Source organism: Moraxella nonliquefaciens (genome assembly GCF_001679005.1).
Classification (GTDB): Bacteria; Pseudomonadota; Gammaproteobacteria; order Pseudomonadales; family Moraxellaceae; genus Moraxella; species Moraxella nonliquefaciens.
In genome coordinates, this window is the sequence record NZ_LXTW01000032.1 from 221,585 (window position 1) to 247,700 (window position 26,116).

20 protein-coding genes are annotated in these 26,116 nt (G+C 43.8%); 16 read left to right on the plus strand and 4 right to left on the minus strand.

The genetic code is table 11. From position 1 onward, the window contains the following. Complete coding sequence (locus A7456_RS08055; RefSeq protein WP_082995507.1) at positions 1–801, plus strand: thiazole synthase; 801 nt, start codon at positions 1–3, stop codon at positions 799–801. Then, positions 699–1,934 carry a 2-iminoacetate synthase ThiH gene (thiH, locus tag A7456_RS08060; RefSeq protein WP_198455372.1) on the plus strand — a complete coding sequence of 412 codons (1,236 nt, stop codon included), beginning with the start codon at positions 699–701 and terminating at the stop codon, positions 1,932–1,934. Before A7456_RS08055 ends, thiH begins: the two co-directional genes overlap by 103 nt. 124 nt (positions 1,935–2,058) lie before the next feature. Here the strand turns inward: thiH and A7456_RS08065 are convergent, their stop codons facing one another. Then, a complete protein-coding gene (locus A7456_RS08065) occupies positions 2,059–3,342 on the minus strand; it encodes an acetyl-CoA C-acetyltransferase (protein ID WP_067009423.1) in 1,284 nt (427 codons plus the stop codon). A gap of 298 nt (positions 3,343–3,640) precedes the next feature. Here A7456_RS08065 and A7456_RS08070 point away from each other — a divergent pair, with 298 nt between their 5' ends. The 7 genes from A7456_RS08070 (at position 3,641) to bfr (A7456_RS08100) (ending at position 10,365) form a co-directional block, all read left to right on the plus strand. Beyond that, positions 3,641–4,999, plus strand: coding sequence for a 3-oxoacyl-ACP reductase (locus A7456_RS08070; RefSeq protein WP_067009424.1), 1,359 nt, complete (start codon positions 3,641–3,643; stop codon positions 4,997–4,999). Positions 5,000–5,068: 69 nt separating this feature from the next. Then, positions 5,069–5,944, plus strand: a complete 876-nt coding sequence (locus A7456_RS08075; protein WP_066887660.1) for a MaoC/PaaZ C-terminal domain-containing protein — start codon at positions 5,069–5,071, stop codon at positions 5,942–5,944. A gap of 165 nt (positions 5,945–6,109) precedes the next feature. Beyond that, complete coding sequence (locus A7456_RS08080) at positions 6,110–7,357, plus strand: serine hydrolase domain-containing protein (RefSeq protein ID WP_227713231.1); 1,248 nt, start codon at positions 6,110–6,112, stop codon at positions 7,355–7,357. Between the two features lie 115 nt (positions 7,358–7,472). Continuing rightward, positions 7,473–8,405 (plus strand): branched-chain amino acid transaminase, encoded by a 933-nt coding sequence (locus A7456_RS08085; protein ID WP_066887656.1) that lies wholly within the window; start codon positions 7,473–7,475, stop codon positions 8,403–8,405. 249 nt (positions 8,406–8,654) lie between these two features. Then, positions 8,655–8,849, plus strand: coding sequence for a (2Fe-2S)-binding protein (locus A7456_RS08090; RefSeq protein WP_066887653.1), 195 nt, complete (start codon positions 8,655–8,657; stop codon positions 8,847–8,849). Between the two features lie 435 nt (positions 8,850–9,284). Further along, complete coding sequence (bfr, locus tag A7456_RS08095) at positions 9,285–9,779, plus strand: bacterioferritin (RefSeq protein ID WP_067009428.1); 495 nt, start codon at positions 9,285–9,287, stop codon at positions 9,777–9,779. A gap of 112 nt (positions 9,780–9,891) precedes the next feature. After that, positions 9,892–10,365, plus strand: a complete 474-nt coding sequence (gene bfr / locus A7456_RS08100) for a bacterioferritin (RefSeq protein ID WP_066887649.1) — start codon at positions 9,892–9,894, stop codon at positions 10,363–10,365. A gap of 88 nt (positions 10,366–10,453) precedes the next feature. Here bfr (A7456_RS08100) and A7456_RS08105 read toward each other — a convergent pair whose 3' ends face one another. Both A7456_RS08105 and A7456_RS11945 read right to left on the minus strand, forming a co-directional pair. Then, the gene (locus A7456_RS08105) at positions 10,454–11,212 is read right to left on the minus strand and encodes a MipA/OmpV family protein (RefSeq protein ID WP_066887648.1); all 759 of its coding nucleotides are present in this window, start codon (positions 11,210–11,212) and stop codon (positions 10,454–10,456) included. Between the two features lie 14 nt (positions 11,213–11,226). Beyond that, positions 11,227–11,361, minus strand: a complete 135-nt coding sequence (locus A7456_RS11945; RefSeq protein ID WP_265091062.1) for a hypothetical protein — start codon at positions 11,359–11,361, stop codon at positions 11,227–11,229. Between the two features lie 184 nt (positions 11,362–11,545). Between A7456_RS11945 and A7456_RS08115 the strand changes: the two genes are divergently transcribed. Next, a complete protein-coding gene (locus A7456_RS08115) occupies positions 11,546–16,342 on the plus strand; it encodes an NAD-glutamate dehydrogenase (protein WP_067009431.1) in 4,797 nt (1,598 codons plus the stop codon). Positions 16,343–16,450: 108 nt separating this feature from the next. On the opposite strand, the gene A7456_RS08120 is transcribed toward A7456_RS08115, so the two are convergent. Beyond that, positions 16,451–17,155, minus strand: coding sequence for a UTRA domain-containing protein (locus A7456_RS08120; RefSeq protein WP_067009434.1), 705 nt, complete (start codon positions 17,153–17,155; stop codon positions 16,451–16,453). Between the two features lie 191 nt (positions 17,156–17,346). Here A7456_RS08120 and hutU point away from each other — a divergent pair, with 191 nt between their 5' ends. The 6 genes from hutU (at position 17,347) to A7456_RS08150 (ending at position 26,039) form a co-directional block, all read left to right on the plus strand. Continuing rightward, positions 17,347–19,062, plus strand: a complete 1,716-nt coding sequence (gene hutU, locus A7456_RS08125) for a urocanate hydratase (protein ID WP_067009437.1) — start codon at positions 17,347–17,349, stop codon at positions 19,060–19,062. A gap of 90 nt (positions 19,063–19,152) precedes the next feature. Next, positions 19,153–20,457 carry a YjiH family protein gene (locus A7456_RS08130; RefSeq protein WP_067009439.1) on the plus strand — a complete coding sequence of 435 codons (1,305 nt, stop codon included), beginning with the start codon at positions 19,153–19,155 and terminating at the stop codon, positions 20,455–20,457. Between the two features lie 144 nt (positions 20,458–20,601). Continuing rightward, positions 20,602–22,161, plus strand: coding sequence for a histidine ammonia-lyase (hutH, locus tag A7456_RS08135; protein ID WP_067009442.1), 1,560 nt, complete (start codon positions 20,602–20,604; stop codon positions 22,159–22,161). Positions 22,162–22,269: 108 nt separating this feature from the next. Continuing rightward, complete coding sequence (hutG, locus tag A7456_RS08140; RefSeq protein ID WP_067009444.1) at positions 22,270–23,289, plus strand: formimidoylglutamase; 1,020 nt, start codon at positions 22,270–22,272, stop codon at positions 23,287–23,289. Between the two features lie 35 nt (positions 23,290–23,324). After that, positions 23,325–24,578 carry an imidazolonepropionase gene (gene hutI / locus A7456_RS08145; protein ID WP_067009447.1) on the plus strand — a complete coding sequence of 418 codons (1,254 nt, stop codon included), beginning with the start codon at positions 23,325–23,327 and terminating at the stop codon, positions 24,576–24,578. An 87-nt stretch (positions 24,579–24,665) separates the two neighbouring features. After that, on the plus strand, positions 24,666–26,039 hold the full coding sequence (locus A7456_RS08150; RefSeq protein ID WP_067009450.1) for an FAD-binding oxidoreductase: 1,374 nt from the start codon (positions 24,666–24,668) through the stop codon (positions 26,037–26,039). Positions 26,040–26,116: the final 77 nt, after the last annotated feature.

Genomic DNA, 26,116 nt, shown 5'->3' on the forward strand with positions numbered 1-26,116 from the left:
ATGCAAAAGATTGAGATGCAAAATCAACAAGATGATGGTCTGGTCATTGCCAACAAACAATTTGCAACAAGATTGCTGATGGGTACAGGCAAATTTGCCACCCCAGAACAGATGACATCAGCAATCACAGCGGCAAACAGTGAGCTGGTTACGTTGTCCATGCGACGCATAGATTTGATAAACAAACATGATGATATCCTAGCCCCTTTATTAAAATTGGGGGTGTCTTTACTGCCCAATACGTCTGGGGCAAAAAATGCCAAAGAAGCCATCTTTGCATCACACATTGCTCGTGAAGCTCTTGGCACAAATTGGGTAAAGCTAGAAATCCACCCCGACCCCAAATGGCTGATGCCAGACCCAATAGAGACCGTTAAAGCGGCACAGACATTGGTTCAAGAGGGTTTTGTTGTGTTGCCCTATTGTGGGGCTGACCCTGTTTTGTGCAAGCGATTAGAAGATGTGGGCTGTCATGCGGTGATGCCACTTGCAGCACCCATTGGCTCAAATGCAGGACTACAAACCAAAGCCATGTTAGAGATTATCATAGAACAGGCCAACGTTCCCATCATCATCGATGCAGGCATTGGCTCACCCAGTCAGGCAACCCAAGCAATGGAGATGGGGGCAGATGCGGTATTGATTAACACCGCCATCGCAACAGCAGGCAACCCTGTGCTGATGGCAAAGGCATTTGCTTGGGCGGTTCAAGTAGGCATGATGACACGCCTTGCCAAGCGTGGCACTGTGAGCAAAACTGCCATGCCAACCAGCCCTTTGACTGGATTTTTGGAGGCGTGATGACGTTTAGTACCCATTTAGACACGCTTAATTGGGACGAGATTTGCCTGTCCATCTATGGTAAAACTGACCATGATGTCAAAATTGCCTTGACCAAAGATAAGCCAGACATGAATGATTTGATGGCGTTATTATCACCTGCGGCGAGTCAATATCTAGAAGCAATGGCAGTTAAGGCACAAAAAATCACCCGTCAACGCTTTGGTAATACCGTGGGGCTATTTATCCCCATGTATCTGTCTAACTTGTGTGCCAATGAGTGTACCTATTGTGGGTTTTCGTTGTCCAATCCGATGGCTAGAAAAACACTCACGCATGATGAGATTGTGGCAGAATGCCAAACCATTAACCGCTTAGGGTTTAGTCAAGTGTTGTTAGTAACAGGTGAATACCCCAGTCAAGTGGGCATGCCATATTTTAAAACACACATCAAAACAGTGCGAGAGCATGTGTCATCTTTGTTGATGGAAGTGCAACCGTTATCAACCGATGATTACGCTCAGCTAAAATCATGGGGGCTAGATGGCGTCATGCTCTATCAAGAGACCTATCATAAGCCCAGCTATGCTTATCATCATTTAAAGGGAAAAAAAAGAAATTTCAACTGGCGATTAGATGCACCTGATAGAATCGGACAAGCCAAGATTGATAAAATTGGGCTTGGGGTGTTGGTGGGATTGTCTGACAATTTTCGCACAGACTGCTACATGATGGCAGAACATCTACGCTACCTACAAAAAACCCATTGGCAAAGTCGGTTTAGCGTCGCCGTGCCACGCCTGCGACCATGTGCAGGAGGAATATCGCCACATTGTACCATGAGTGATAAAGAGCTTGTTCAAGTGTTATGTGCATTGCGTCTGTTTGCCCCTGAGGTGGACATTGTGCTGTCTACCAGAGAGTCGCCAACATTTAGAGACCATGTGATACCCTTGATGGTAACACAAATGAGTGCCTATTCACAGACCAAACCGGGCGGATACTCATCAGCAGATAACCAAACAGCAGATGACACATTAGAACAATTTAGCATTGATGATGACCGCCACCCTAAAGCAGTTGTACGCAAGCTCACAGAACAAGGATTGCAACCCATATGGAAAGATTGGGACAGCTATTTGGGCAGAGAATGAATGTTCATCTAATGCAATGTCTGCCCGATAAAGCGTATTTGGCACATAAAAATGACCATTAGCCAACTTTAACCAAAAACCCCAATCTAATAAATTGGGGTTTTTGTTTTAAAATAAATCGTCATTAACGTTCTAAAATACAGGTTACACCTTGACCACCTGCGGCACAAATAGAAATTAAGGCACGTCCTGAGCCTTTTTGAGCCAGTAGTTTGGCAGTGGTTGCTAAGATACGTCCACCTGTGGCAGCAAAGGGGTGTCCTGCGGCAAGACTTGACCCATTGACATTGAGCTTAGTGCGGTCAATACTGCCTAATGGTTTATCCAACCCCAAACGGTTTTTGCAAAAATTTTCATCTTCCCAAGCGGCGAGTGTGGAGAGTACTTGACTGGCAAAGGCTTCATGGATTTCATAGAAATCAAAATCTTGTAAAGTCAGTCCAGCACGAGCAAGCATTTTTGGTACGGCATAAGCGGGTGCCATCAGTAATCCTTCGGTCAGCCCATGTTTGCCAATAAAGTCCACAGCTGCTGTTTGTTGATGTGTGATGTAGGCAAGCGGTTCTAATCCATGTCTTTTTGCCCAGTCATCATTAGCAAGAAGTACGCATGATGCCCCATCTGTTAATGGCGTTGAATTGCCTGCGGTCATGGTTGGGTTGGCATTGCGCTTACCAAAGGCAGGTTTTAGGGTGCTAAGTTTATCAAGTGTGGTGTCTGCACGTAAATTATTATCACGACTTAACCCTTTATAAGGGGTCATCAAATCATCAAAAAACCCTGCATCATATGCACGAGCCAAATTTTGATGGCTGTTAAATGCCAACTCATCTTGGTCGGCACGGCTGATGTTCCATTCTAAGGCGGTGATGGCTTGATGTTCGCCCATAGACAAACGGGTGCGTGGTTCACCATTGGCAGGAAATGCCAGCAAATCCTTAGGATTGATGTGGGTTAGGGCGGTCAAGCGAGCTTTGGTGGTTTTGGCATTATTCATGGCAAGCAAGGGTTTACGAATGCCATCTCCTAAGGCAATGGGTGCATCAGATGTTGTGTCTGTACCGCCTGCGATACCGCTATCAATAATGCCCAGTGCAATTTTATTGGCAATGGCAAATGTGGCTTGTAAACCTGTACCACACGCCTGCGAGATGTCATAGGTGGGTGTTGTAGGTGATAAGCGAGTATTTAACAGGGCTTCACGAGTTAGGTTTAAATCACGGCTGTGCTTTAAGACCGTGCCTGCCACCACCTCACCAATCTCTTTATCCGCCAAATCAAAGCGACTAACCAAACCGTCCAGTGCCGATGAGAGCATGTCAATATTACTGGCATCTGCATAAGCACCGTTTGAGCGAGCAAAGGGAATGCGGTTTCCCCCCAAAATGGCGACTTTTTTGATGGTCATGACTTATCCTTAAATATAAATGGGTAAAAGGTACAATGGGTAAATGATGGGTAAAAATTAAATCAAGTTGGTAATTGTTGATTTTAAAAATGATGCAACATTTATCTGTTTATCATGCTAGATTATCATCATTTGGTTCAAAAAGGAAAATATTTTTTACTCTATTAACTAATTTTTTGTTATTTATATAAAATTTATAACTTACATTTATAATAAAGAAAATTTTGTGCTAACAATTATTTTTATGCTAGAATGACGATGATATTTTTAAACCATTTTAAACAAAAAGGATACTCATATGAGCGACCGCTATGGTGAATTGGTGCAATCAGGTTTGGGCAAAACTGTGGCAAAAAATTTGGGTCTGCCCACGCCCATAAAACTTGACCGCTTTGAAATGGGTCAGCCTGTGGTGCGTGGTGAAGTGGCATTAGGAACAGTAGGCGACAGTAATGTTAACCGAAGCATTAATGAGACTTTAAACGCACTAGATGCTAAAATTACCACCTCTGATGGACTGGATGAACGCCTTAGAGATGAAAATGTGCGTTTTAAAGTGGCGATTTTTGATGCAACCAACATCAAAGATGCGGATGGATTAAAAGCGGTGTATGAATTTTTCCATAAAATCGCTCGCCACATCAAACCGTCTGGTCGGATTGTTATCATTGCTCGTCCGTCTTGTTGCACAGGTACGGACATTGATTTTGCATTGGCACAGCGTGCGGTGTTAGGTTTTATCAAATCACTTGCCAAAGAATTTAAAAAAGGCATTACCGCCAATGTGCTATATACTGAGATTGGTGCTGAAAAACACCTAGACCACGCTTTACGTTTTTTTATGTCAGCAAAGTCAGCATATGTCTCAGGACAAGCGGTGTATATCAAGAACAATGGTGATGAGTTGTCTTTGGTTGACTTTGATGAGAACAAGCCCTTAAAGGGCAAAAAAATCCTAGTTACAGGGGCAAGTCAGGGTATTGGTGAGGCAGTTGCCAAAGTCTTAGCACGAGACGGGGCAGAGCTGTACTGCTTAGACGTGCCTGCTTCTTTGGCGGATTTACAAAAAGTTGCTGGTAATTTGGGTGGTCATGCCTTGCCACTTGACATCACCCAAACGGACGCTGGCGAACAAATTTTAAAAGCGTGTGGCGTGTTGGACGGTGTAGTGCATAACGCTGGCGTTACTCGTGATAAAACCTTAGCCAACATGAGTGCTGATAAATGGGATTTGGTGTTAAACGTCAATCTAAATGCCATAAGTGCCATTAATGCTTACCTGTTTGCCAATGATGGTTTATCAGAGTCGGCTCGTATTGTCTGTGTGTCTAGCATCTCAGGGATTGCTGGTAATTTAGGACAAACCAACTACGCCATGAGTAAAGCGGGGGTTATCGGTCTTGTTGAAGCAACTGCTAAAAATTTGGAGGGTTCAGCACGTCGCATTAATGCTGTCGCTCCTGGATTTATAGAGACCAAAATGACCCACGCCATGCCCTTTGCCATTCGTGAAGCTGGGCGTCGTATGAACTCAATGAGCCAAGGTGGTGAACCTGTGGACGTGGCAGAGACCATCTCATGGCTATTATCACCAAAAGCATCAGGGCTAAATGGCAATGTGGTGCGTGTGTGTGGTCAAAGCGTGATTGGGGCATGATTTTTATTCATGACAACTATTTATGAAACCATCTAAAATTTAGTAAATTATTTTATATAAAGGTATGATATGGCAGAACAACATTTTAAAGCATTGCCAAAAATGCACACCACTTACGCCAATGTCATCAAAAGTCTGATTCCACACGGCGATAACCGAGCTGGGGCTCTGCCTGATTTGGTATATGCTGTGGATACACTTGCCATTGACCAAAATAACTTGCAAGATTATCGGCGAATCTGTGGATTTATTGATGATGGGCGTGTACCGCCAACGTATTTTGCGGTACTCTCGCAAACATTACAGATGAACATGATGGCAAAGCCTGATTTCCCCTTTGCCATGCTTGGACTTGTGCATTTAGAAAACAGCGTTACGCAGCATCGTCCAATTTTTGATACCGAAACGGTCAAGATGAGTGTGCAACTTGACAATCTGACCGCTCATGACAAGGGGCAAACTTTTGATTTTATTACCAAAGTGCATGTTGGTGATGAACTGGTGTGGCAGGGGACATCAACCTATTTGTCTCGTCAAAAAAAGCCCGTCGATGAACCTAAGGTAAAATCTACCCCTAAAAGTGTGCCACGCTTAGAGCCTGATGAGAACGATTGGGCAGAACTCATTAACATCCCAGAGGACATCGGACGACGTTACGCATTTGTGTCGGGGGATTTTAACCTAATCCATTTGCATCCCTTATCGGCTCGGGCATTTGGCTTTCCTAAGGCAATCGCTCATGGCATGTGGTCAAAGGCGGCAAGCATTGCTCAGTTTTATGATTTACCAAAAGCATACCGAGTAGATGTATCATTTAAAGCCCCCATTTTCTTGCCATCTAAGATTGACTTTGTGGCACGTCAAGACGGTGATGGGCGAGTTTTTGCTTTGTATGCAGCTGGCAGTGAAAAGCCGCACTTGCTTGGTAAAATTACGTTTTTATGATAAACAACCAAAAACAGGGCGATAACATTTGCTCTGTTTTTGTTTTCAATTTTATGAAAATACATTTTGTGGGATGCCCAATGACGACAAACCATCCACGCATTTTAAACTTTTCCTAACACCCTTGCAAAATTACTCTACAATTTTTATCATAAGGTACACATCATGTGGCAAGATTTTCCCGAACTGCTGTCTAAATTACAATTTGATGACAAGCCTGCTGGCGGCTCACTTGTCATCATCCATAAAGGCAAAACAGTAGTAAACACTGCCATAGGGCAAGCTCTACCGCATCAAAATTGGCATGCTCACACGCTGTCGGTAAATTTCTCTATCGGCAAAGGAGTGTTGGCAACGCTGATGGCGGTGCTGGTCTCAAAGGGGCTACTAGACTATGACACACCTATTAAGTCGTATTGGACAGAATTTGGGGTAGGAGGCAAAGAACATATCACGCCACGCCATGTACTAACCCACACCTCAGGGCTGTTTAATATTACCACACTCACCAATGACACAGATGAATTGACCGATTGGCAGGCGATGACCACCAAAGTTGCCCAAATGTCACCAGACACCCCCAAAGGGCAGGGCGAACATGATTATGGCAGTGCCTATGCTGCATTGGTTCTAGGATGGATTTTGGGTGGATTGGTGGAGCGTGTAACAGGATTGTCCTTACAAGATGCCTTAGATGAATACCTTGCCAAACCCCTAGGTTTATACAAAGAGCTGTATTATAAATTACCTGCTGATAAACTGGGGCAAGTTGCAAGACCTGTGCGTTATTTTGATGGCACACCCATCACCAAACGCAAGCCAACTTTAAAACCTGACAGCAAAGAGATGCTCTTAGTATATGCAGGGCTTGACATTGCCCCTTTATGGGCGGAGAATGTAACCACGCTTAGCACAGCCAACATTAATAGGCTTTATTTTGACACCACCAAAATGAACCTTAGCAATTATAAAAATGCACTCATGCCTAATGGGCGTGATGGTATAGACTATCATCATGATAAAGTCATGCAAGCGTCCATTCCTGCCGCCAATGGGGTTTCTAGTGCCCATGCCTTAGCCGTGATATACGCCATGCACGCCAATGATGGTGTGTGGCAGGGACAAACACTCATCACGCCTGCCGTGCTTGCCGACATGCGTGCGGTGCGTGTGGATGGTTTTGATGCGGTCATGCCTGCCAACATGCGGTGGCGTTCAGGTTTTCATCGCTTATTTAGCTTACAAGATACACCACATGCTTATGGGCATATGGGTTATAATGGTTCGGTGGCGTTTTGCGACCCTAGTAAACATCTGTCCTTTGCCTTTATTCATAACTTTGACACAACCATGCTCAATGACGTCCGCCAATTTGCACTGGTAGAGACAGCAATCGCTTGTGCCACATCCTAAAAAATGATTGCAAAATACCCAAACAGTGTTATAATCATACGATTACTTTTATTTTTTAAAAATACCGTATTTATAAAATATTATTTAAAATTCATGCTTTATTAAGGAAAAACTTATGAATTTAGCAACCCAAGATGGTAAAATGTGGCTAGATGGCGAACTCATCAACCAGCCCGATGCCAAAGTTCATGTACTCACTCACAGCTTGCATTATGGTTTGGCAGTGTTTGAGGGCGTGCGTGCCTATCAGACCCCTGATGGACGTACTGCCATTTTTCGCCTGCATGAACACACCGAACGTCTGTTAAATTCTGCTAAAATTTTTCAGCTTGATGTGCGTTATGGTCATGATGAACTGATGGACGCCCAAAAAAAGGTGGTGCGTGAAAATAACCTTACCAGTGCCTATATCCGTCCACTTATTTGGGTAGGTTCAGAAAAACTTGGCATCGCTGCCAAGGACAACACCATTCATGCCGCCGTTGCTGCATGGCATTGGGGAGCATACTTAGGCGAAGATGGCATCAAAAATGGCATTCGTGCCAAGACATCAAGTTACACACATCATCACCCCAATGTTACCATGTGCAAGGCAAAAGCTGCTGCCAATTATCCTGTTTCTATCCTTGCCAACCAAGAGGCAACCAAAGCAGGTTATGATGAAGCCATTTTGATGGACCCATTGGGCTATGTGTGCCAAGGTTCAGGTGAGAATCTATTCTTGGTGAAAAATGGCGAATTGCACACCCCAGATTTGGCAGGTGGGGCGTTGGATGGCATCACACGCCGTACCATCATTGATTTTGCTCATGATTTGGGTATTAAGGTGGTGGAGCGTCGCATCACTCGTGATGAATTTTATCTTGCCGATGAGGTTTTCATGACAGGCACGGCAGCTGAGGTAACGCCAATCTGTGAATATGACGACCGTGTGATTGGCAAAGGGGGGCGTGGTGAATTGACCGAAAAATTGCAGACTTTGTATTTTGACGTTGTGCAAGGGCGTAATGACAAATATAAACACTGGCTGTCTTTTGTGGATGAATGAATCTGCCATCAAATCCCCAATACACCCAAACATGATTGAACTGACCCCTAAATATTAAGATTTGGGGGTTTTTCATCATCATCAAAATTTTCAAACTTTTTGATTAAAAATGGTAATTATCGCTTGAAAATAATAATAATTATTGCTAATATAACATCATGTATTAATAAGAATAACCGTTCTTATTTATCTTAAAATGCAATCAACTCAAAATAACCAATCGCAACAGCATTCGCTAAGGAATTTGCCATGTATGTTTGTATTTGCCATGACATCAAAGACACCCAAATCAAAACTGCCATGCTACAAGGCATAGATGACGTAGAGGCTCTACAAAATGAGCTGTTAGTTGGTACTTGTTGTGGCTGTTGCTTGCCAATGGTGCAGGACTTGGTTCATGAACATCATGCCAAATATGTGGCGGTGGATGCCATGGCAATGTGATGAATGCGTGGTTGGTATTTTGTAAATATTTGGTAAATTTATTTCTATAACATTTCTGGATATCAGTGCTTTGACATCGTCGTATCTGAATTAAAATTATCAATCAATATTCATTTTCAAGTTAATAAAATTAAATAATAAACCTTATTATTTGCAAATCATTAAAATGATGAAAGTCATTGCCATCAATGATAAAAACAACAATATAATCAATAACTTAACTTATTTGAAAAGTCAGTTTTTCCAACTCACCTAAGATTAGTGCTTGGGTGAAAATTTTTGTTATTGTAATAGCCATTCTCACTGCGTAAGTCATTCGCAGTTCATTTGTCATACAAATTCTCTCTTGTCAATTCCCCCCTTTATGCTATATGATGTGTCTCATCATATAGCACCAGCTAATTGTATCTTATTTTTTTAACATAGGATTTTATCATGAAATCATCTCAAAAAGTCATTGATTATCTCAATTTCTTATTATCAGGCGAGTTGGGTGCCAGAGACCAGTATTTTATCCATTCACAAATGTATGCTGAATGGGAACTTGGTAAATTACATGATCGCATTTATCATGAAATGGAAGATGAGACCTTACATGCACGCCTGCTTATTAATCGCATCATCATGCTGGGTGGCACACCAAATATGCAGGTGGGCAAGATTAACATCGGTACAGACGTGCCTGCCATGCTAAAAAATGATTTAAATCTTGAATACACCGTGCAAGAACACCTAAAAGAGGGCATTGCCATCTGTGAAGCTGAACGTGATTATGTTACCCGTGACATGCTCGTGCGTCAGCTAGAAGACACTGAACAAGACCATGCTCATTGGTTAGAAAAACAGTTGCGTTTGATTGAACTTATGGGACTACAAAACTACCTACAAAGCCAAAGTGGCAATCCGAACATGGCGGGTGCTACACACTAAATAGTGATGCGGGCAATGGGCAAAAAAGGGCGTTAGCATTTAACACCCTTTTGATGCCACAGAAGCCCTGTGTAGATGCAAAAAATCAAACATGAAACAAAAAGGTAAGTACATGAAAGGCGATAAAGACGTTATCCGTCAGCTAAATTTGGTATTGGGTCAATCCTTAATTGCCATTAATCAGTATTTTTTACATGCCCGTATCGTAAAAAACTGGGGCGTAGAGGAATTAAACGATTCATTTTTTAAGCAGTCAATTGCTGAGATGAAATTTTCAGATGAACTCATTGAACGGATTTTGTTGTTGGAGGGTTTGCCAAATTTGCAAGATTTGGGTAAACTGATGATTGGCGAGACCGTAGAAGAGATTTTGGGCTGTGATTTGCGTTTGGAAAAACGCAAACATGACATACTCGTAGAGGCAATAGAGGTGTGCACCTCCAAGCGTGATTTTGTTTCTCGTGAACTGCTCATCAAATTAAAGGACGCTAACGAAGAATATGAAGATTGGTTAGAAACTCAGCAAGAGAAGATGGCAGATATTGGCACTCAAAATTACATCCAATTACAATCTGGTGAAAACTGATAAAAATGGATTGATGAATTAAAATTAACCAATAATAAAAAAAGAGCAAACACCGCATTTGCTCTTTTTTTATTATTGCTTTGATGATTTAGAAAGTATAAGTTAACCCCATATTTGCCTTAATGTCCATTTTGCCATCAGTTAGGGGGCTGTTTTTTTGGGTTGATGAGAGCCATTGGGCTTTGGTGCTGGCAAAGGCACCGACATGGTCGCCAAATCGGTATTTGCCAGAGACCATAACAAACGGTGAGTAGCTTGATTTAACGGTGTGGGCATTCATGCCTGTTTTAATGCTTTCTTGTTCTGATACACCAAAGTAGTATTGATTGTAATCATCACTGTACCAGTTTATGCCAAATTTAGGATAAATGGTGAGTTTATCATCGGCGAATTTAAACAGACTCCGATGAGCCAATGACAGCGTTTGACCGCCACTTCTGTCCATCATGTCCAAGCCCGCCTTCATCTCAAAACCACCTATGGGCGTGATGGAGGTATAACTTAGCACCAGGTTGGCACTGGATTGACGGGGGTTTAGGTTTTTTAGGGCAACTTTGGTGGCATCATCTGGCTTAAAGTGGCGAGATTCATGACCCACACCCACACGAAACCAATTTTTGCTGTCTTTGTGAGCATAAAACCCAAACTCCGAGCCTTCGGCATAAAAATGGTCATTATCGTATAACACCAATGGCAACACGCCCACTTTGTCATCAGTGGCATAGGCATTTGCATCTAAGCTGGCTAAGACGCCAATGGTTAAGCCATCAAGGGCTGATGTATTTGGTTGGGAGGCAGCAGGCAGGCTAAGACAAAGTAGCGTTAGGCTAAGTAAGGATTTTTTCATGGCGTATGTTCGTTTCATATATACAAGTAAGAGAGCATGCCCACAAAATCATAGGCAACCAAAGCCCTATTATAATGCAAAATCAGATTTTGGAGAATGTTTTTTAAAATAAAATGCTGATCGCCGTCATCGGCAAAAGTGATGCTCATCTTTATCGCCCATCATCATGCACCATGCCAAAACACTTATTAGAAATCTATCTAAAAAATTTTATATTTATCATAAAAACTGATAATAACACAAAGTTTTTCCATTTGCTATTTTATGGGCTTTGGTTTAGTTTATATACGTTTATCTTTAAACAATCACCATTTAAAGCCAACAGGAAAAAACATGACACATAAGCAACCAACCATCGCCCATGAACGCATCAGCAATATCACCCATCATGCCATAAGTCATCATCATGACAATCATGGCAAAAATCAAGAGATATTGGCGAACTTCATTCCCATTTATTATCAGCACCTGCCTGTGGAAATGGCGGACAAATTTTCTGATGAAACGTTATCGGGCATGGCGTTGCACCATTTTAATCTATTAAAAACGCATGATGGAAAAAACCCCAGCATCAGTGTCATTAACCCTTGTGAGTCAGACCTATTTGACAGCGAGCATACCATCATCTCCTTGGTTGCACCTGACCGTCCTTTTTTGACCGACACATTGCTGATGAGTTTAGAGAGTCAGGGCATTGGTGTTCATCGCATTTATAATAACATCATTCAGGTAGAACGCACGGATGAGCACATAACTAACGTTCATGGCGTTTATGAAAGTAATGGTCAAGCACAGGGTCACTTTGCACTTGTGCACATTGAGATTGACCGCCAAAGTGATGACAAACTAACACAAATCAAAGAAGCATTATTGGATAAAATCCACACCATTGATGTCATCGTCGGTGATTTTGTGGCGATGGCAGGCAAGCTCGATGAGATTAATCAAGAGCTAAAAAGCCTGCCCATTCCGACAACGCATTACACCAAAGATGCAGTAACAGACTTCTTAGAGTGGGTAGGGCGTGATAACTTTATCTTTATGGGGTATCGTGAGTACCGCTTTGAAAACAACAATGGCGTGCCTGAGTTATACTCAGTCGGTGGCAGTGGACTGGGTGTACTACAAGGCAAAGACACCGACGAGCTGTCTAATAGCTTTCATGGTTTGCCCACGCATCTAAAACATCTCATTGCCAGACCACAAGTACTGATTTTATCTAAATCAGCACGTCTGTCACCCATCCATCGCCCTGCCTATTTGGATTTTTTGGGCATTCAAAAATACAACAGTCAAGGACAGCTCATTGGTGAGTATCGTTTCGTTGGACTGCTAACATCACGTGCTTATCAAACCAGCGTGGCAAACATTCCGCTACTTAATGAAAAAGCTGGCAAAATCCTTGCCATGTCACGCCTGCCCAAAAACAGCCATGCTTATCTTAAACTTACCCATATCATCAACACATTGCCCCGTGATGACCTATTTCAAGCCAGTACCGATGAGCTTTATGTGATGGTAACAAGCATTGCCAATTTGCACAATAAAAATCGCCTACGCCTGCTTGTGCGTACCGACCATTATCAGCGATTTGTGTCGTGCTTGGTTTATGTGCCACTGTCTAAGTTTAACAGCGGTTTACGCCAAAAAATACAAGATGCCCTAACCCAAGCCTTTGGCGGTGTCTCATCAAGCTTTACCACTGAATTTAATGAACTTCATCATGCACGTGTGCATATCCATGTACGCACCGAGACAGGCAAAGTAAAAGATTATGATTTGGCTAAATTGGAGCGTGAACTGTCAGCACTCATGCACGATTGGCGTGATGAGTATGCCAAAGCCCTAAGTGAGCAAATGGGACAAATTCGTGCCAGACAGATATTGGCAACACTGGGTGCAAGCATTCCTTTGACGTATCAGGAACGCTTTGATGTGATGACGGCGGTGGCAGACACTGCCAAATTACTCTCGCTTGATAATGACAATCCTAAGATTTGGCAGTTGTGTCAGTTAGCAGACCAAGATGCGGACAGCTTAACTTTAAAACTCTATGGCAGAGGCGAGGTTTTGACCTTATCACATGTATTGCCCATATTAGAGCATTTTGGGGTGGCGGTCATCTCAGCATCTACCTATGATTTTGGTGGACAAGATGCTCATGATGCTAATTTATGGTTGCAAGAATATCAATTAACCCTAAAAGCAGGATTGACGGTAGATTTAACGACGGTTAAGTCACAAGTAGAGCATGCTTTGGATGAGATTTGGCAAGAAAGGGTGGAATCTGATCACCTAAATGAGCTGATTTTGACCACAGAGATTGATACTTATGATGTGGTGGTACTGCGTGCCTTGTCTCGTTATATCATTCAAGCCCAAGCCCCATTTTCTACTGAGTACATTCACAGCACACTTGTGGGCAATCCCGTCATTGCCAGTTTGCTTGTCAAACTCTTTCACGCCAAGATGTCGCCTACTGAGCAAGCGGACACCACTCCGATTTTGGCACAGATTGACGGTGAGCTTAGCTCTGTTACGAGCCTTGATGAGGACCGTATTGTGCGTTGGTTCTTGGATTTATTTAATGCCATGCTGCGTACCAATTTTTATCAGACCGATAAAGATGGATTAAGAAAAGACCGTTTATCTTTTAAATTCAAAGCAAGCGATATTCCCAATTTGCCCAAACCCAAACCCATGTTTGAAATTTATGTATACTCGCCAAAAGTTGAAGGGGTGCATTTGCGTGGTGGCAAGGTGGCTCGTGGTGGGATTAGATGGTCTGACCGCATGGAGGACTACCGCACTGAGGTGCTGGGTTTGGTTAAAGCACAAATGGTTAAAAACTCAGTCATCGTGCCTGTGGGTTCAAAAGGCGGTTTTGTGTGTAAAGACAAATCCAAGCAGGCAAATCGTGAAATGTGGCAGGCTTATGGTGTGGCATGTTATCAGAGCTATATCCGTGGTTTGCTTGATTTGACCGATAATTTGGTTGATGGCACGGTTGTTCCGCCTGCCAACACCGTCCGTCATGACGAAGATGACCCCTATTTGGTTGTGGCAGCTGACAAAGGCACAGCGACTTTTTCAGACATTGCCAATGCCTTGTCTGCTGAATATAACTTTTGGCTACAAGATGCCTTTGCATCAGGTGGCTCGGCAGGTTATGACCATAAAGGCATGGGAATTACCGCTCGTGGGGCATGGGAGAGTGTCAAACGCCATTTTCGTTTGATGGGCAAAGACATTCAAGCCCGTGATGAATTGACCGTGGTGGGCATTGGTGATATGAGCGGAGATGTCTTTGGCAATGGCATGCTGCTGTCTAAAAACATCCGTCTTGTGGCAGCTTTTAACCACTTGCACATATTCATTGACCCAAACCCTGATGCCAAGGTAAGTTTTGATGAGCGTGAACGTCTGTTTCATATGCCACGTTCGGCATGGACAGATTATCAAACAGCACTGATTAGTGAAGGTGGTGGTGTGTTTCACCGTACGGACAAATCCATCGCCATCAGTGCCCAGATGAAAGAGTGTTTTGATATTGATGAAGACAGTCTTACACCCAATGAGTTACTAAATAAACTGTTAAAAGCCCCTGTGGACTTGATTTGGAATGGCGGTATTGGTACTTATGTCAAATCATCTGATGAAGATCACAGCGATGTCGGTGACCGTGCCAATGATGCCATTCGTGTGGACGGGCGTGATGTGCGTGCCAAAGTTATCGGTGAGGGGGGCAACTTAGGTTGTACTCAGCGTGGACGTACCCAGTATGCCCTAAATGGTGGACGCATCTACACCGATGCCATTGACAACTCAGGCGGTGTGAACTGTTCAGACCATGAGGTCAATATCAAAATTTTACTGGGTGCACTTACCAAACGTGGTGAGATGACCATCAAAGAGCGTAATGACTTGTTGGCAAGCATGACCGATACGGTGGCAAATTTGGTATTACGCCAAAACTACTTACAACCACAGACCATTGAACTGTCTGCCCACCAAGCCTTTGAACATGCAAGTGAACACATTCGTTTTATGAACTTTTTGGAGCAAAAAGGTCGCCTTGACCGTCTCATTGAATACTTGCCAAGCGATGATACTCTCATCAAACGCAAGACAAAAGATGGGCGTGGATTGACCAACCCTGAACTGGCAGTCATGCTCTCTTATGGCAAAATGTGGGTGTACGATGAATTGCTTAACAGTGGCTTGACCGAAGATGCTTACTTTTTGCATGAACTTAAAAAGTACTTTCCAGATGCACTCGGTGAGCAGTTTTTTGATGAGATGACCCATCACCGTCTACACCGTGAGATTATTTGTACTTATCTGACCAACGCACTGGTGAATCGTTTGGGCATTGAAAATGTGTTTGGCATGAGCGATGCAGGTCATGGCATGGCAGACATTACCAGAAGCTATGCCATCGTACGTGATGTCTTTGATGTGCAAGCGGTGTGGGACAGATTGTCAAGCCTTGACAATGTCGTCGCTGGCAACACCCAAATCGAGCTTGAACTTACCATCCAAGACGTGCTAAAACAAGGCATGACATGGTTCTTAAACCGTCAGCTGACAGGCGAGAGTGTGGCACAGACAGCATTGACCTTTAAAAACATGGTGGCAGAGCTGTTCTCTTATGATGTCATTGATGAGCATTTTGGGGCGTATATCGCCAAAGATGTCGCTGATTTGACCGCCCAAGGACTTAGCGATGATGATGCGTACGTCTTTGCTCGCCTGCCCATCTATGTGCATGCACTTGACATTGTGGCACTTGCCAAACAAAAGCAGGTGGCACTAACCGATGTAGCACAGGCATATTTTGGCGTGTTTTTGCAGTTGCGTATGGACAAGTTAACATCAGCGGTGGCAAATTTGCCTGCTGAGAGCTATTGGGACATAAAAGCGTCTTTGGCATTGGCAGGCGAGTTTAAACGCGCGTTTATGACGCTTATCGCTGATGTATTGGCATTGGGCAATCTGTCAGTGTGGCAAGATAAGCACCAAAAACAGTTGGCAGAGCTGGCAGGGCAGATAGACAGTCTGTCAGACAAGGTGGGACTGGCAGAGCTGTCAGTATTACTCAGTGAGCTTAATGATTTAAAAGCAGTTTAAACACCGATATTTTAAAATTTTCACTCATTTTTTTATCTTTATAGGATAAATGACACAAAACCCCAATCTAAGAGCAGGTTGGGGTTTTTGGCTGTGGCGATGAGATGGCTAACCTATTGTTCCATCAAAACGAAACGTGGCTCCATCATGCCACATTTGTACAAAAGTAACCACTTTATCGCCTGAATAAGTGTAGCGAGACAGACACAAAGCAGGCGAGTCTTCCTGACATTCCAAAAAATTCGCCACATCAGATGGGCAAGGCATTGCTTCAATGAAATAACAGCCACGCACAAGCGGTACTTGACTGATAAGATAGTCGCTGGTATTGACTGTATTAAAATCTTGATATTCAAAGGCGGGAATGATTGTCAAATCCACAAAACGCCGTTCAAATTGCACAGGCTTGCCATCGCCAAAATGCACAATCTCCACTTGATAAAGACGCTGAGTGTCATCAAACACTGCCCGGGCCGATGGCGGTAGGTCGCTTTTGGGTAGAGCAAGCTGGCTTATCACTTTGGCATGATAGCGTTTGCCTGTGTTTTGTATGTCATGAGCGATATTACGAACGGTGATAAAAGTCTGGTTGAACCGCTGCTGAGCCACAAATGTTCCTGAACCTTGACGGCGTTCTAAAACTTGCTCATCGGTCAACTCTTTTAGGGCACGATTAACAGTCATGCGAGCCACATCAAATTCACGAGACAATGCCATCTCGGTGGGAATGGCAGAGCCAACCGCCCATTGTCCTGTGTGAATTTTGGTTAAGATGGTGGATTTGATGCGTTGGTAGGCAGGTATTTTTGGCATTTGTCAATCATATATGAAGAAAAAAACAGTATAGCGTATTTTAAAATAAAATTAAAGACAGCGTTTTTGGGTTAATGTCCAAAAATCCCTTGCATTTGTCCAATTTTTTTGCTACATTAAGTTAAATTTGTATAGACAAATTTAACTTAAATGAGCAACTTGACTAACATCCAAGAACACAAGGAATACATATGAACCAATTCACTCGCACCGACACAAGCCGTGTCATCAAAGCCCCCACAGGCAGAGCATTGACCTGTAAAAGCTGGCTTAGCGAAGCCCCTTACCGCATGATACAAAATAACCTACACCCTGATGTCGCCGAAAACCCCCAAAGTCTTGTGGTCTATGGTGGCATTGGGCGGGCAGCACGCAACTGGAAATGTTATGACCAAATTTTGGCAAGTCTAAAACAGCTAGAAGATGACCAAACACTGCTCATTCAATCAGGCAAGCCCGTTGGCGTGTTCAACACTCACGAAAATGCCCCCAGAGTGTTAATTGCCAACTCCAACCTTGTGCCACGCTGGGCAACTTGGGAACACTTTAACGAGCTTGACCGCAAAGATTTGTTCATGTATGGGCAGATGACCGCAGGCAGTTGGATTTATATTGGCACACAAGGCATCGTGCAGGGTACTTATGAGACCTTTGCCGAAGCAGGGCGACAGCACTTTGGCACAAAAAAAGGCGACAAAAGCACCAATAACTGGCAAGGGCGTTGGATTTTGACCGCAGGGCTTGGTGGCATGGGTGGGGCTCAGCCACTGGCGGCGACTTTTGCAGGGGCGACATCATTAAACATTGAATGCCAACAGTCGAGCATTGATTTTCGTTTGCGTACAGGCTATGTGGATAAGCAGGCAAACGACCTTGACCACGCTTATGAGCTTATCAAAGAACACACCAGTAAAGGCGAGGCGGTGTCCATCGCTCTTTTGGGTAATGCTGCTGAAATTTTGCCACAGATTGTTCAGCGTGCCAAAAATGGCGACATCAAGCCTGATTTTGTGACCGACCAAACATCAGCCCATGACTTAATTCATGGCTACCTGCCCATTGGCTGGACGGTGGATGATTGGAGGGCTGCCCAACAAGACCCAAGCCAACATGCCAAATTGACCCAAGAGGCTGCCAAATCGTGTGCCATTCATGTGCAAGCCATGCTTGATTTGCAAAAGATGGGCGTGCCTGCCACCGATTATGGCAATAACATCCGTCAAGTTGCCTTTGACGCTGGGGTGAAAAATGCCTTTGATTTTCCAGGCTTTGTGCCTGCTTATATTCGTCCGCTATTTTGTCAAGGCAAGGGCCCGTTTCGTTGGGTGGCACTCTCTGGCGACCCTGAGGACATTTATAAAACCGACCAAAAAATCAAAGAACTGTTTCCAGAGAACACACATGTGCATAACTGGCTAGACATGGCAAAAGAACGCATTCACTTTCAAGGTCTGCCTGCTCGCATTTGCTGGCTGGGTTTGGGTGAGCGAGACAAAGCAGGTCTGGCATTTAATGAGATGGTGAAAAATGGCGAACTAAAAGCCCCGATTGTCATCGGACGAGACCACTTAGACACAGGGTCAGTTGCCAGCCCCAACCGAGAAAGTGAATCCATGAAAGATGGCACCGATGCGGTGTCCGACTGGGCATTATTAAATGGCATGCTCAATGTGGCAGGCGGGGCAACATGGGTCAGCCTACACCATGGCGGCGGCGTGGGCATGGGTTATAGCCAACATTCTGGCATGGTGATTGTCGCCGATGGCACAGAAGCGGCCGCCAAACGCCTTGCCAATGTGCTGGTCAATGACTGTGGCAGTGGGGTCATGCGTCATGCTGATGCAGGCTATGAATTGGCGATTGAAACTGCCAAAAACTATGGTTTGAATTTGCCGATGGTGAAATAACTTTTAAGTGATTTTAAGGTTATTAAAACAAGTCGTCGGCAACATGTTGATGACTTGTTTTTTTGTGATGATAGATATTAAGGATAATGTATGACAACACAAAATCATGTGGCACTTGCCAAATTGATTGGATTTAGTGCACTTGGGATATTCTTGTTTTTTGTACCCATTGACATCGGTGGTAAAAATACCATCGCCTTTGACCATATGGCAAGTTATCTGGTCAAAGAACAAAGAAATCTTGCCATCATCTTATTATTTGCTCAGATGATATATGGCATCATAAAGCCCTTTATGCAAAAAACCGTTAGCATAAACCTGGCCAACAAAGTTCTAAGCATTTTAAAGATATTGGGACTTATATTGGCATGCCTTTATATCACCAATACTGCCCCTGACAATCTGATGACAAAAGACATGTTACCCTTTTTGTTTGAAAAACTTGCCTTGCCTGTGGGCATGATTGTGCCAATTGGGGCGCTAATGCTGTCATTTTTGTTGGGATTTGGCTTGCTTGAAATGATTGGCGTACTCATGCAACCTGTGATGAAGCCCTTATTTAAAACATCGGGCAAGTCTGCCATCGATGCGGTGGCATCCTTTGTGGGCAGTTATTCGGTGGGACTTTTAATTACCGATAGAGTGTATCAGCAAGGAGCGTATTCTGCCAAAGAAGCGGTTATTATCGCCACAGGATTCTCAACCGTCTCTACCGCTTTTATGGTGATTGTGGCCAAGACATTGGAGCTTATGCCATTTTGGAGCATGTATTTTTGGTCATGTCTTTTTATCACATTCTTAGTAACAGCAATCACCGCCCGCCTGCCTCCTATTAGCCGATATGATGACAACAAAAGCATGCCAGATAATGATGAACTTACCGCCAAACGTCTACATATTGCCATTAATACAGGCATTCATACCGCCAAAAATGCCCCAAGCCTAACCACATTACTTTGGCAAAATTTAAAAGATGGCATTGACATGGCATCTGCCATCGTCTCATCCATCATCGCCATTGGCTTGATTGGATTGCTACTAGAAAAGTACACGCCCATTTTTGATATTTTAGGTGTATTTTTATATCCATTCACACTCATCGGTGGATTGGATGAACCAATGATGGCAGCAAAAGGTATGTCATCGGGTCTTGCAGAGATGTTCCTACCTGCCTTATTGCTTGCCAAAACAGATGTATTAACTCGTTATGTAACAGCGGTGGTATCGGTATCGGGCATTATATTTTTTTCAGCAATGATACCGTGCGTGCTTGCCACTAAGATACCGCTAAGCGTTGGCAAGATGGTGATGGTGTGGTTCATTCGTGTGGCACTCTCCATTATGCTTGCAGGCTGGTTTGGACAGTTTGCCATGATGGTAGGATGGCTGGCTTAGAATGTGCGATAAATGGGTGGGGCATGTACAACACATTGCCATAAATCTTGCGGTAATTTTTTGTATCAGGGCTTGCACTTGTTTTGATTTCTTGTTATATTTGTATAGACAAATTTATCTTTTATGAATGAATAAGGACAGCCCATGAGACCTAATATTACCCTTAGCCCACGTCACTTAACATTTAGTGAGCTACGCACCATTTATGATAGCCCTGTTAATATCCGCCTTGACCCATCTGCCTACGATGCCATTGCAAAATCACACCAAGCAGTGCAAGCAATCATCGCCCGTGATGAACCTGCCTATGGCATTAATACAGGCTTTGGAATGCTTGCCAGAACTCGCATTGTGGATGATGAACTTGAACTTTTACAAAAAAATCTCATTCTAAGTCATTCGGTAGGTACAGGCTATACATTGCCTGCGGGTGTGGTTCGCCTAATTATCGCCATGAAGGTATCAAGCCTATCACAAGGGGCATCTGGGGTGCGTTGTGAGGTGGTGGATGCACTGATTAATCTTATTAACCATGATATCATGCCCATCATTCCTGCCAAAGGCTCGGTTGGAGCGTCAGGGGATTTGGCTCCTTTATCGCACATGACTTTGGCGATTTTGGGGGAGGGTGATGTTCTTGTTCATGGTGAACGTGTGTCCTCCAAAGATGCACTTGCTAAGGCAGGACTGTCGCCCATCACGCTTGTTGCCAAAGAAGGTTTGGCACTCATCAATGGTACACAAACCTCCACAGCACTTGCCATTGGTGGTTATTTTATGGCGTGCGACCTTTTGGCAAGTGCAGTCATCACAGGAGCCATGTCAGTTGAGGCGGCTTGTGGCAGTGATTCACCTTTTGACCCACGCATCCATCAGGCACGTGGTCATCATGGACAAATTGAGCTTGCCAGAACCTACAAGGCACTGCTTGAACATAGTCAATTTAGAGCTAACAATCGAGGTGTGGCAGATTTGCGTGTGCAAGACCCTTATTGTTTGCGATGCCAGCCTCAGGTGATGGGGGCATGTCTTGACCTTATCAATCAAGCGGGTAAAACGCTACTTATAGAAGCCAATGCCATTACCGACAATCCGCTTATTTTTGGTGATGATGAGCCTGTTGCCATCTCAGGAGGTAATTTTCATGCCGAACCTGTTGCCTTTGCTGCTGACACTTTGGCACTTGCCATTTGTGAGATTGGTTCAATGAGTGAGAGGCGTATTGCTTTGCTCATTGATAGTAATTTATCAGGATTACCTGCGTTTTTGGTACGCAATGCAGGGGTAAACTCAGGTTTTATGATAGCACATGTTACCGCCGCCGCTTTGGTGTCTGAAAACAAATCACACGCTCACCCAGCATCTGTTGACAGCATTCCAACCTCTGCCAACCAAGAAGACCATGTATCGATGGCAGCCTATGCAGGACGTCGCCTATTTGAGATGGCACATAATACAGCGACTGTTGTGGGCATTGAGCTTTTGGCGGCTGCCCAAGGCATGGACATTCATGGCAAAGATTTGGGTTATCACAGTGATAAGCTGTTGATGGATATTCACACAAAAGTGCGTGCCAATGTTGCCCATTACGATAAAGACCGCTACTTTGCCCCAGATATTGAAAAAGCCAAAGAGCTTGTCTTATCAGGTGAGTTGCTTGATGGGTGGGATGAGCTTCGCCAAAATTGGTTTGACAATATTTGAGGTTTTGATGATGGCTGTGTAAGAGGGCTTATTTGTCCATCTGTCCATCTAGATTCTCATTTTTCTTAACTAATTTTATTCATTCAACTCTAAACAGCCCAAAATACCATGACTTACATCCATGCCACCCATGCCCCTTTTAATCCCGACCATTATACAGGACGCACCGACCCATTTGAAAGCGATAGGGCGGTATATTGGCATCATACCGTACAAGCCTTTGATGCTCAGCCCATCGCTTTGGTGGGTTTTGCCTGTCATCAAGGGGTCAGGCGTAATCAGGGTAGGGTAGGAGCCAAATCTGCTCCTCCTATCATCAAAGAGTTTTTTGCCAAATCACCCATCACAGCAGATGTGCAAAATGCCTACGCTGATTTGTCAAGCCTTGTGGGCGACTGTGGTGATGTGGTGTGCCATGATAATGACACCATCGTCAAGGGCAGTTTAGAATCCGCCCAAAACCAATACGCCACATACATCACCGACGCCTTGCAAAAAAATGCACTGGCGATAGGATTGGGCGGTGGGCATGAGATTGCTTATGGCAGTTTTTTAGGATTATATAAATACCTGCAAACGAATGTTAAAAGTTTGGCTAAGATTGGCATTATTAATTTTGATGCCCATTTTGATTTACGAACAGATGAATACGCCACCTCAGGCACACCATTTTTACAAATCGCTGAGATGATTGATGATGCGTTTTATTATTTTTGTGTGGGCATCAATCGTTTTGCTAATACAGCAAGCCTATTTGATAAAGCCCATGCCTTAGGCGTTGGTATCATCAGTGATGATGATTGCCATCGTTTGGCTTATGATGAGATTTGGGCAAGGCTTGATGACTTTGTCAAAAGTGTTGATGTGTTATATATTACGGTAGATTTGGATTGTCTGTCAGCTGGGGTCATGCCTGCACTCAGTGCGGTTAATGCCAAAGGGATTGAGCTTGATTTGGTAGAATTTTTGCTTGAAAAACTCATACAAACAGGCAAAGTCAAAGTGCTTGATTTTGCTGAATTTAATCCAACTTACGATATTGATAACCGTGGAGCGAAAACTGTGGCACGACTGCTTTTGGTGTGTGTGGAGACGTATTTATTAAAGCGTGTTTTGCCATTAAAATAGGCGTTTAGTCAAAAAACAGTTAATTAAAATAAAATATGCGAGTAAATATGATGCAATTTGATGTCCTAATTACAAACACCAACATCGCCACCATGAGTGATGCTTTTGGTTATGCCAAAAAAACCCCATATGGGGCAATACATGACGGTGCACTCGGTATCAAAGACGGCAAAATTGCCTTTGTTGGCACCGAAGATGAACTCGGTGTGGCAGATGCTCATAAAATCATTGATGCAAAACAAAGTTGGCTGACACCTGCTTTGATAGATTGCCATACTCATCTCGTCTATGGGGGCAATCGCAGTGATGAATTTGAGATGCGTCTAAATGGTATGGATTATCAAGAGATTGCCAAACAAGGGGGTGGCATTTTATCTACTGTACAAGCCACCAGGCAATCAAGCATTGATGAGCTTTACAAACTTAGCTTGCCACGGTTTAAAAGTCTGATGAAAGAGGGTGTTGGAACCATTGAGATTAAATCAGGCTATGGGCTTAACCTAGATGGTGAACGCAAAATGCTCCAAGTTGCCAAAAAGTTGGGTGATGACTTTGGCATTAGCGTCAAAAAAACCTACCTTGCCTTACATGCCCTGCCATCAGAATATATGGCAAAGGCAGATGAATATGTTAATCAAGCGTGCAATTGGCTAAAAGTGTTGCATGATGAGAATTTGGTGGATGCGGTGGATGCGTTTTGTGAGTCTATTGCCTTTGATAAGAATCAGGTAAGTCAGCTTTTTGATGTCGCCAAATCATTGGGACTGCCTGTCAAACTTCATGCCGAACAGATGAGTGATATGGGTGGGGCAGGGCTTGTGGCAGAATTTAATGGCTTATCTGCCGACCACATTGAATATCTATCCACCGACAGCATCATCAAGATGGCAAAACATGATACGGTAGGTGTATTATTGCCGACCGCCTTTTATACCCTAAAAGAAACCAAACTGCCCCCCATTGATACCATGCGACAGTATGGCATAAAAATGGCAGTATCTACCGATTGTAATCCTGGCACATCGCCATCCACAAGCCTACTGCTTGCCATGAATATGGCATGCACACTGTTTGGTCTAACGCCCGAAGAAGCTTTGGCGGGAACAACCATTCATGCTTCTAAGGCCTTAGGACTGCAAAATAGTAAAGGACAAATTGCACTAGGCATGGATGCTGATGTGGCGTTGTGGGACATAGACAGACCTGCCGATTTGTCTTATCTTATCGGACAAAATCACTTACAAGGACTTTGGGTGGCAGGTAAAGCGGTGATGTATTTTGCCCAATAAATACACTTGTAAATGCACTTGCAAAAATTTGTCAAATCATGGATAATCCTGCATTATCTATTTATTCTACTTTTATAAGGACATTGTATGACTGCCAGATTTAATGTTGCCATTGGTGAATTACAGAACCGTTTTGGTGCCGCTTTGAGCACAAATCTTACCATCAGACAACAGCATGCCCATACCATGACGTGGCTGGACAATGAGCCTGCTGATGCGGTGCTGACGGTGGCATCCAAAGAAGATGTTGCCGATGCGGTCAAGATTTGCCACGCTCATGGCATGCCCATCATTGCCTTTGGGATGGGTTCATCATTAGAGGGACAACTTAATGCTCCACATGGCGGACTGTGTATTGACATGAGTCAGATGAATGCAATTTTACAGGTTAATGGTGAGGATTTGACCGCGACAGTGCAGGCAGGCGTGACCCGAGAGGCTCTTAATCAATACCTAAGAGACACAGGGCTTTTTTTCCCCATAGACCCAGGGGCAAATGCTACAATTGGCGGTATGGTAGCAACTCGTGCCAGTGGTACTAATGCTGTGCGTTATGGTACGATGAAAGATGTGGTACTCTCACTTGAGGTTGTCATGCCTGATGGTGAGATTATCCGCACCGCCAGCCGTGCCAAAAAATCATCAGCAGGCTATGACTTAACACGTCTTATCATTGGCTCTGAGGGTACGCTTGGGATTGTAACTGAGATTACAGTTAAGCTGTTTGGTTTACCTGAATGTATTGGCAGTGGTATTTGTCATTTTCCCAATGTGGATATGGCATGTCAGGCGGTCATGGCAACCATACAGATGTGCTTACCAATTGCTCGTATTGAGCTATTGGATGCCACACAAATTAAGGCATGTAATGCCTATTCTGGGCTATCACTCAAAGAAAGTGCCACGCTCTTGGTGGAATTTCATGGTACAAATGCAGGCGTGGCAGAGCAGGTAGAGCTGTTTGGGCAAATCATTGCTGACTTTGATGGGCAAAACTTTGTATGGGATACAGATGAGAATAAACGCAAACAACTTTGGATGGCTCGCCATAATGCTTATCATGCCAGCCGTGCCTTACGCCCAACTGCCAGTGGTCTATCCACAGATGCATGCGTGCCAATTTCACGCCTCGCTGAGTGTGTAACTAAGACTGTTGAAGACATACAAACATGTGGCATGTTAGGGTCTGTGGTAGGTCATGTTGGCGATGGTAATTTTCACGTATTATTATTGGTGGACTTAAATGATGAACGTGAGGTTATACACGCCAAACAAATTCTATCAAGACTTGCCGAACGTGCCATTGACATGGATGGCACGTGCACAGGTGAGCATGGTGTGGGACAAGGAAAGCGTCAATATATGGCAAAAGAGCATGGCGGTGCTTTGGCAGTCATGAAAGCCATTAAATCTGCCATTGACCCTAAAAATATCATGAACCCTGACAAGATTTGGCAATGATGCAATAAAACCGAAATTTAGGCTATTTAACATAATTACCATTATGCGAAGTTTTTATTTTCTTACAAAGATGAGTT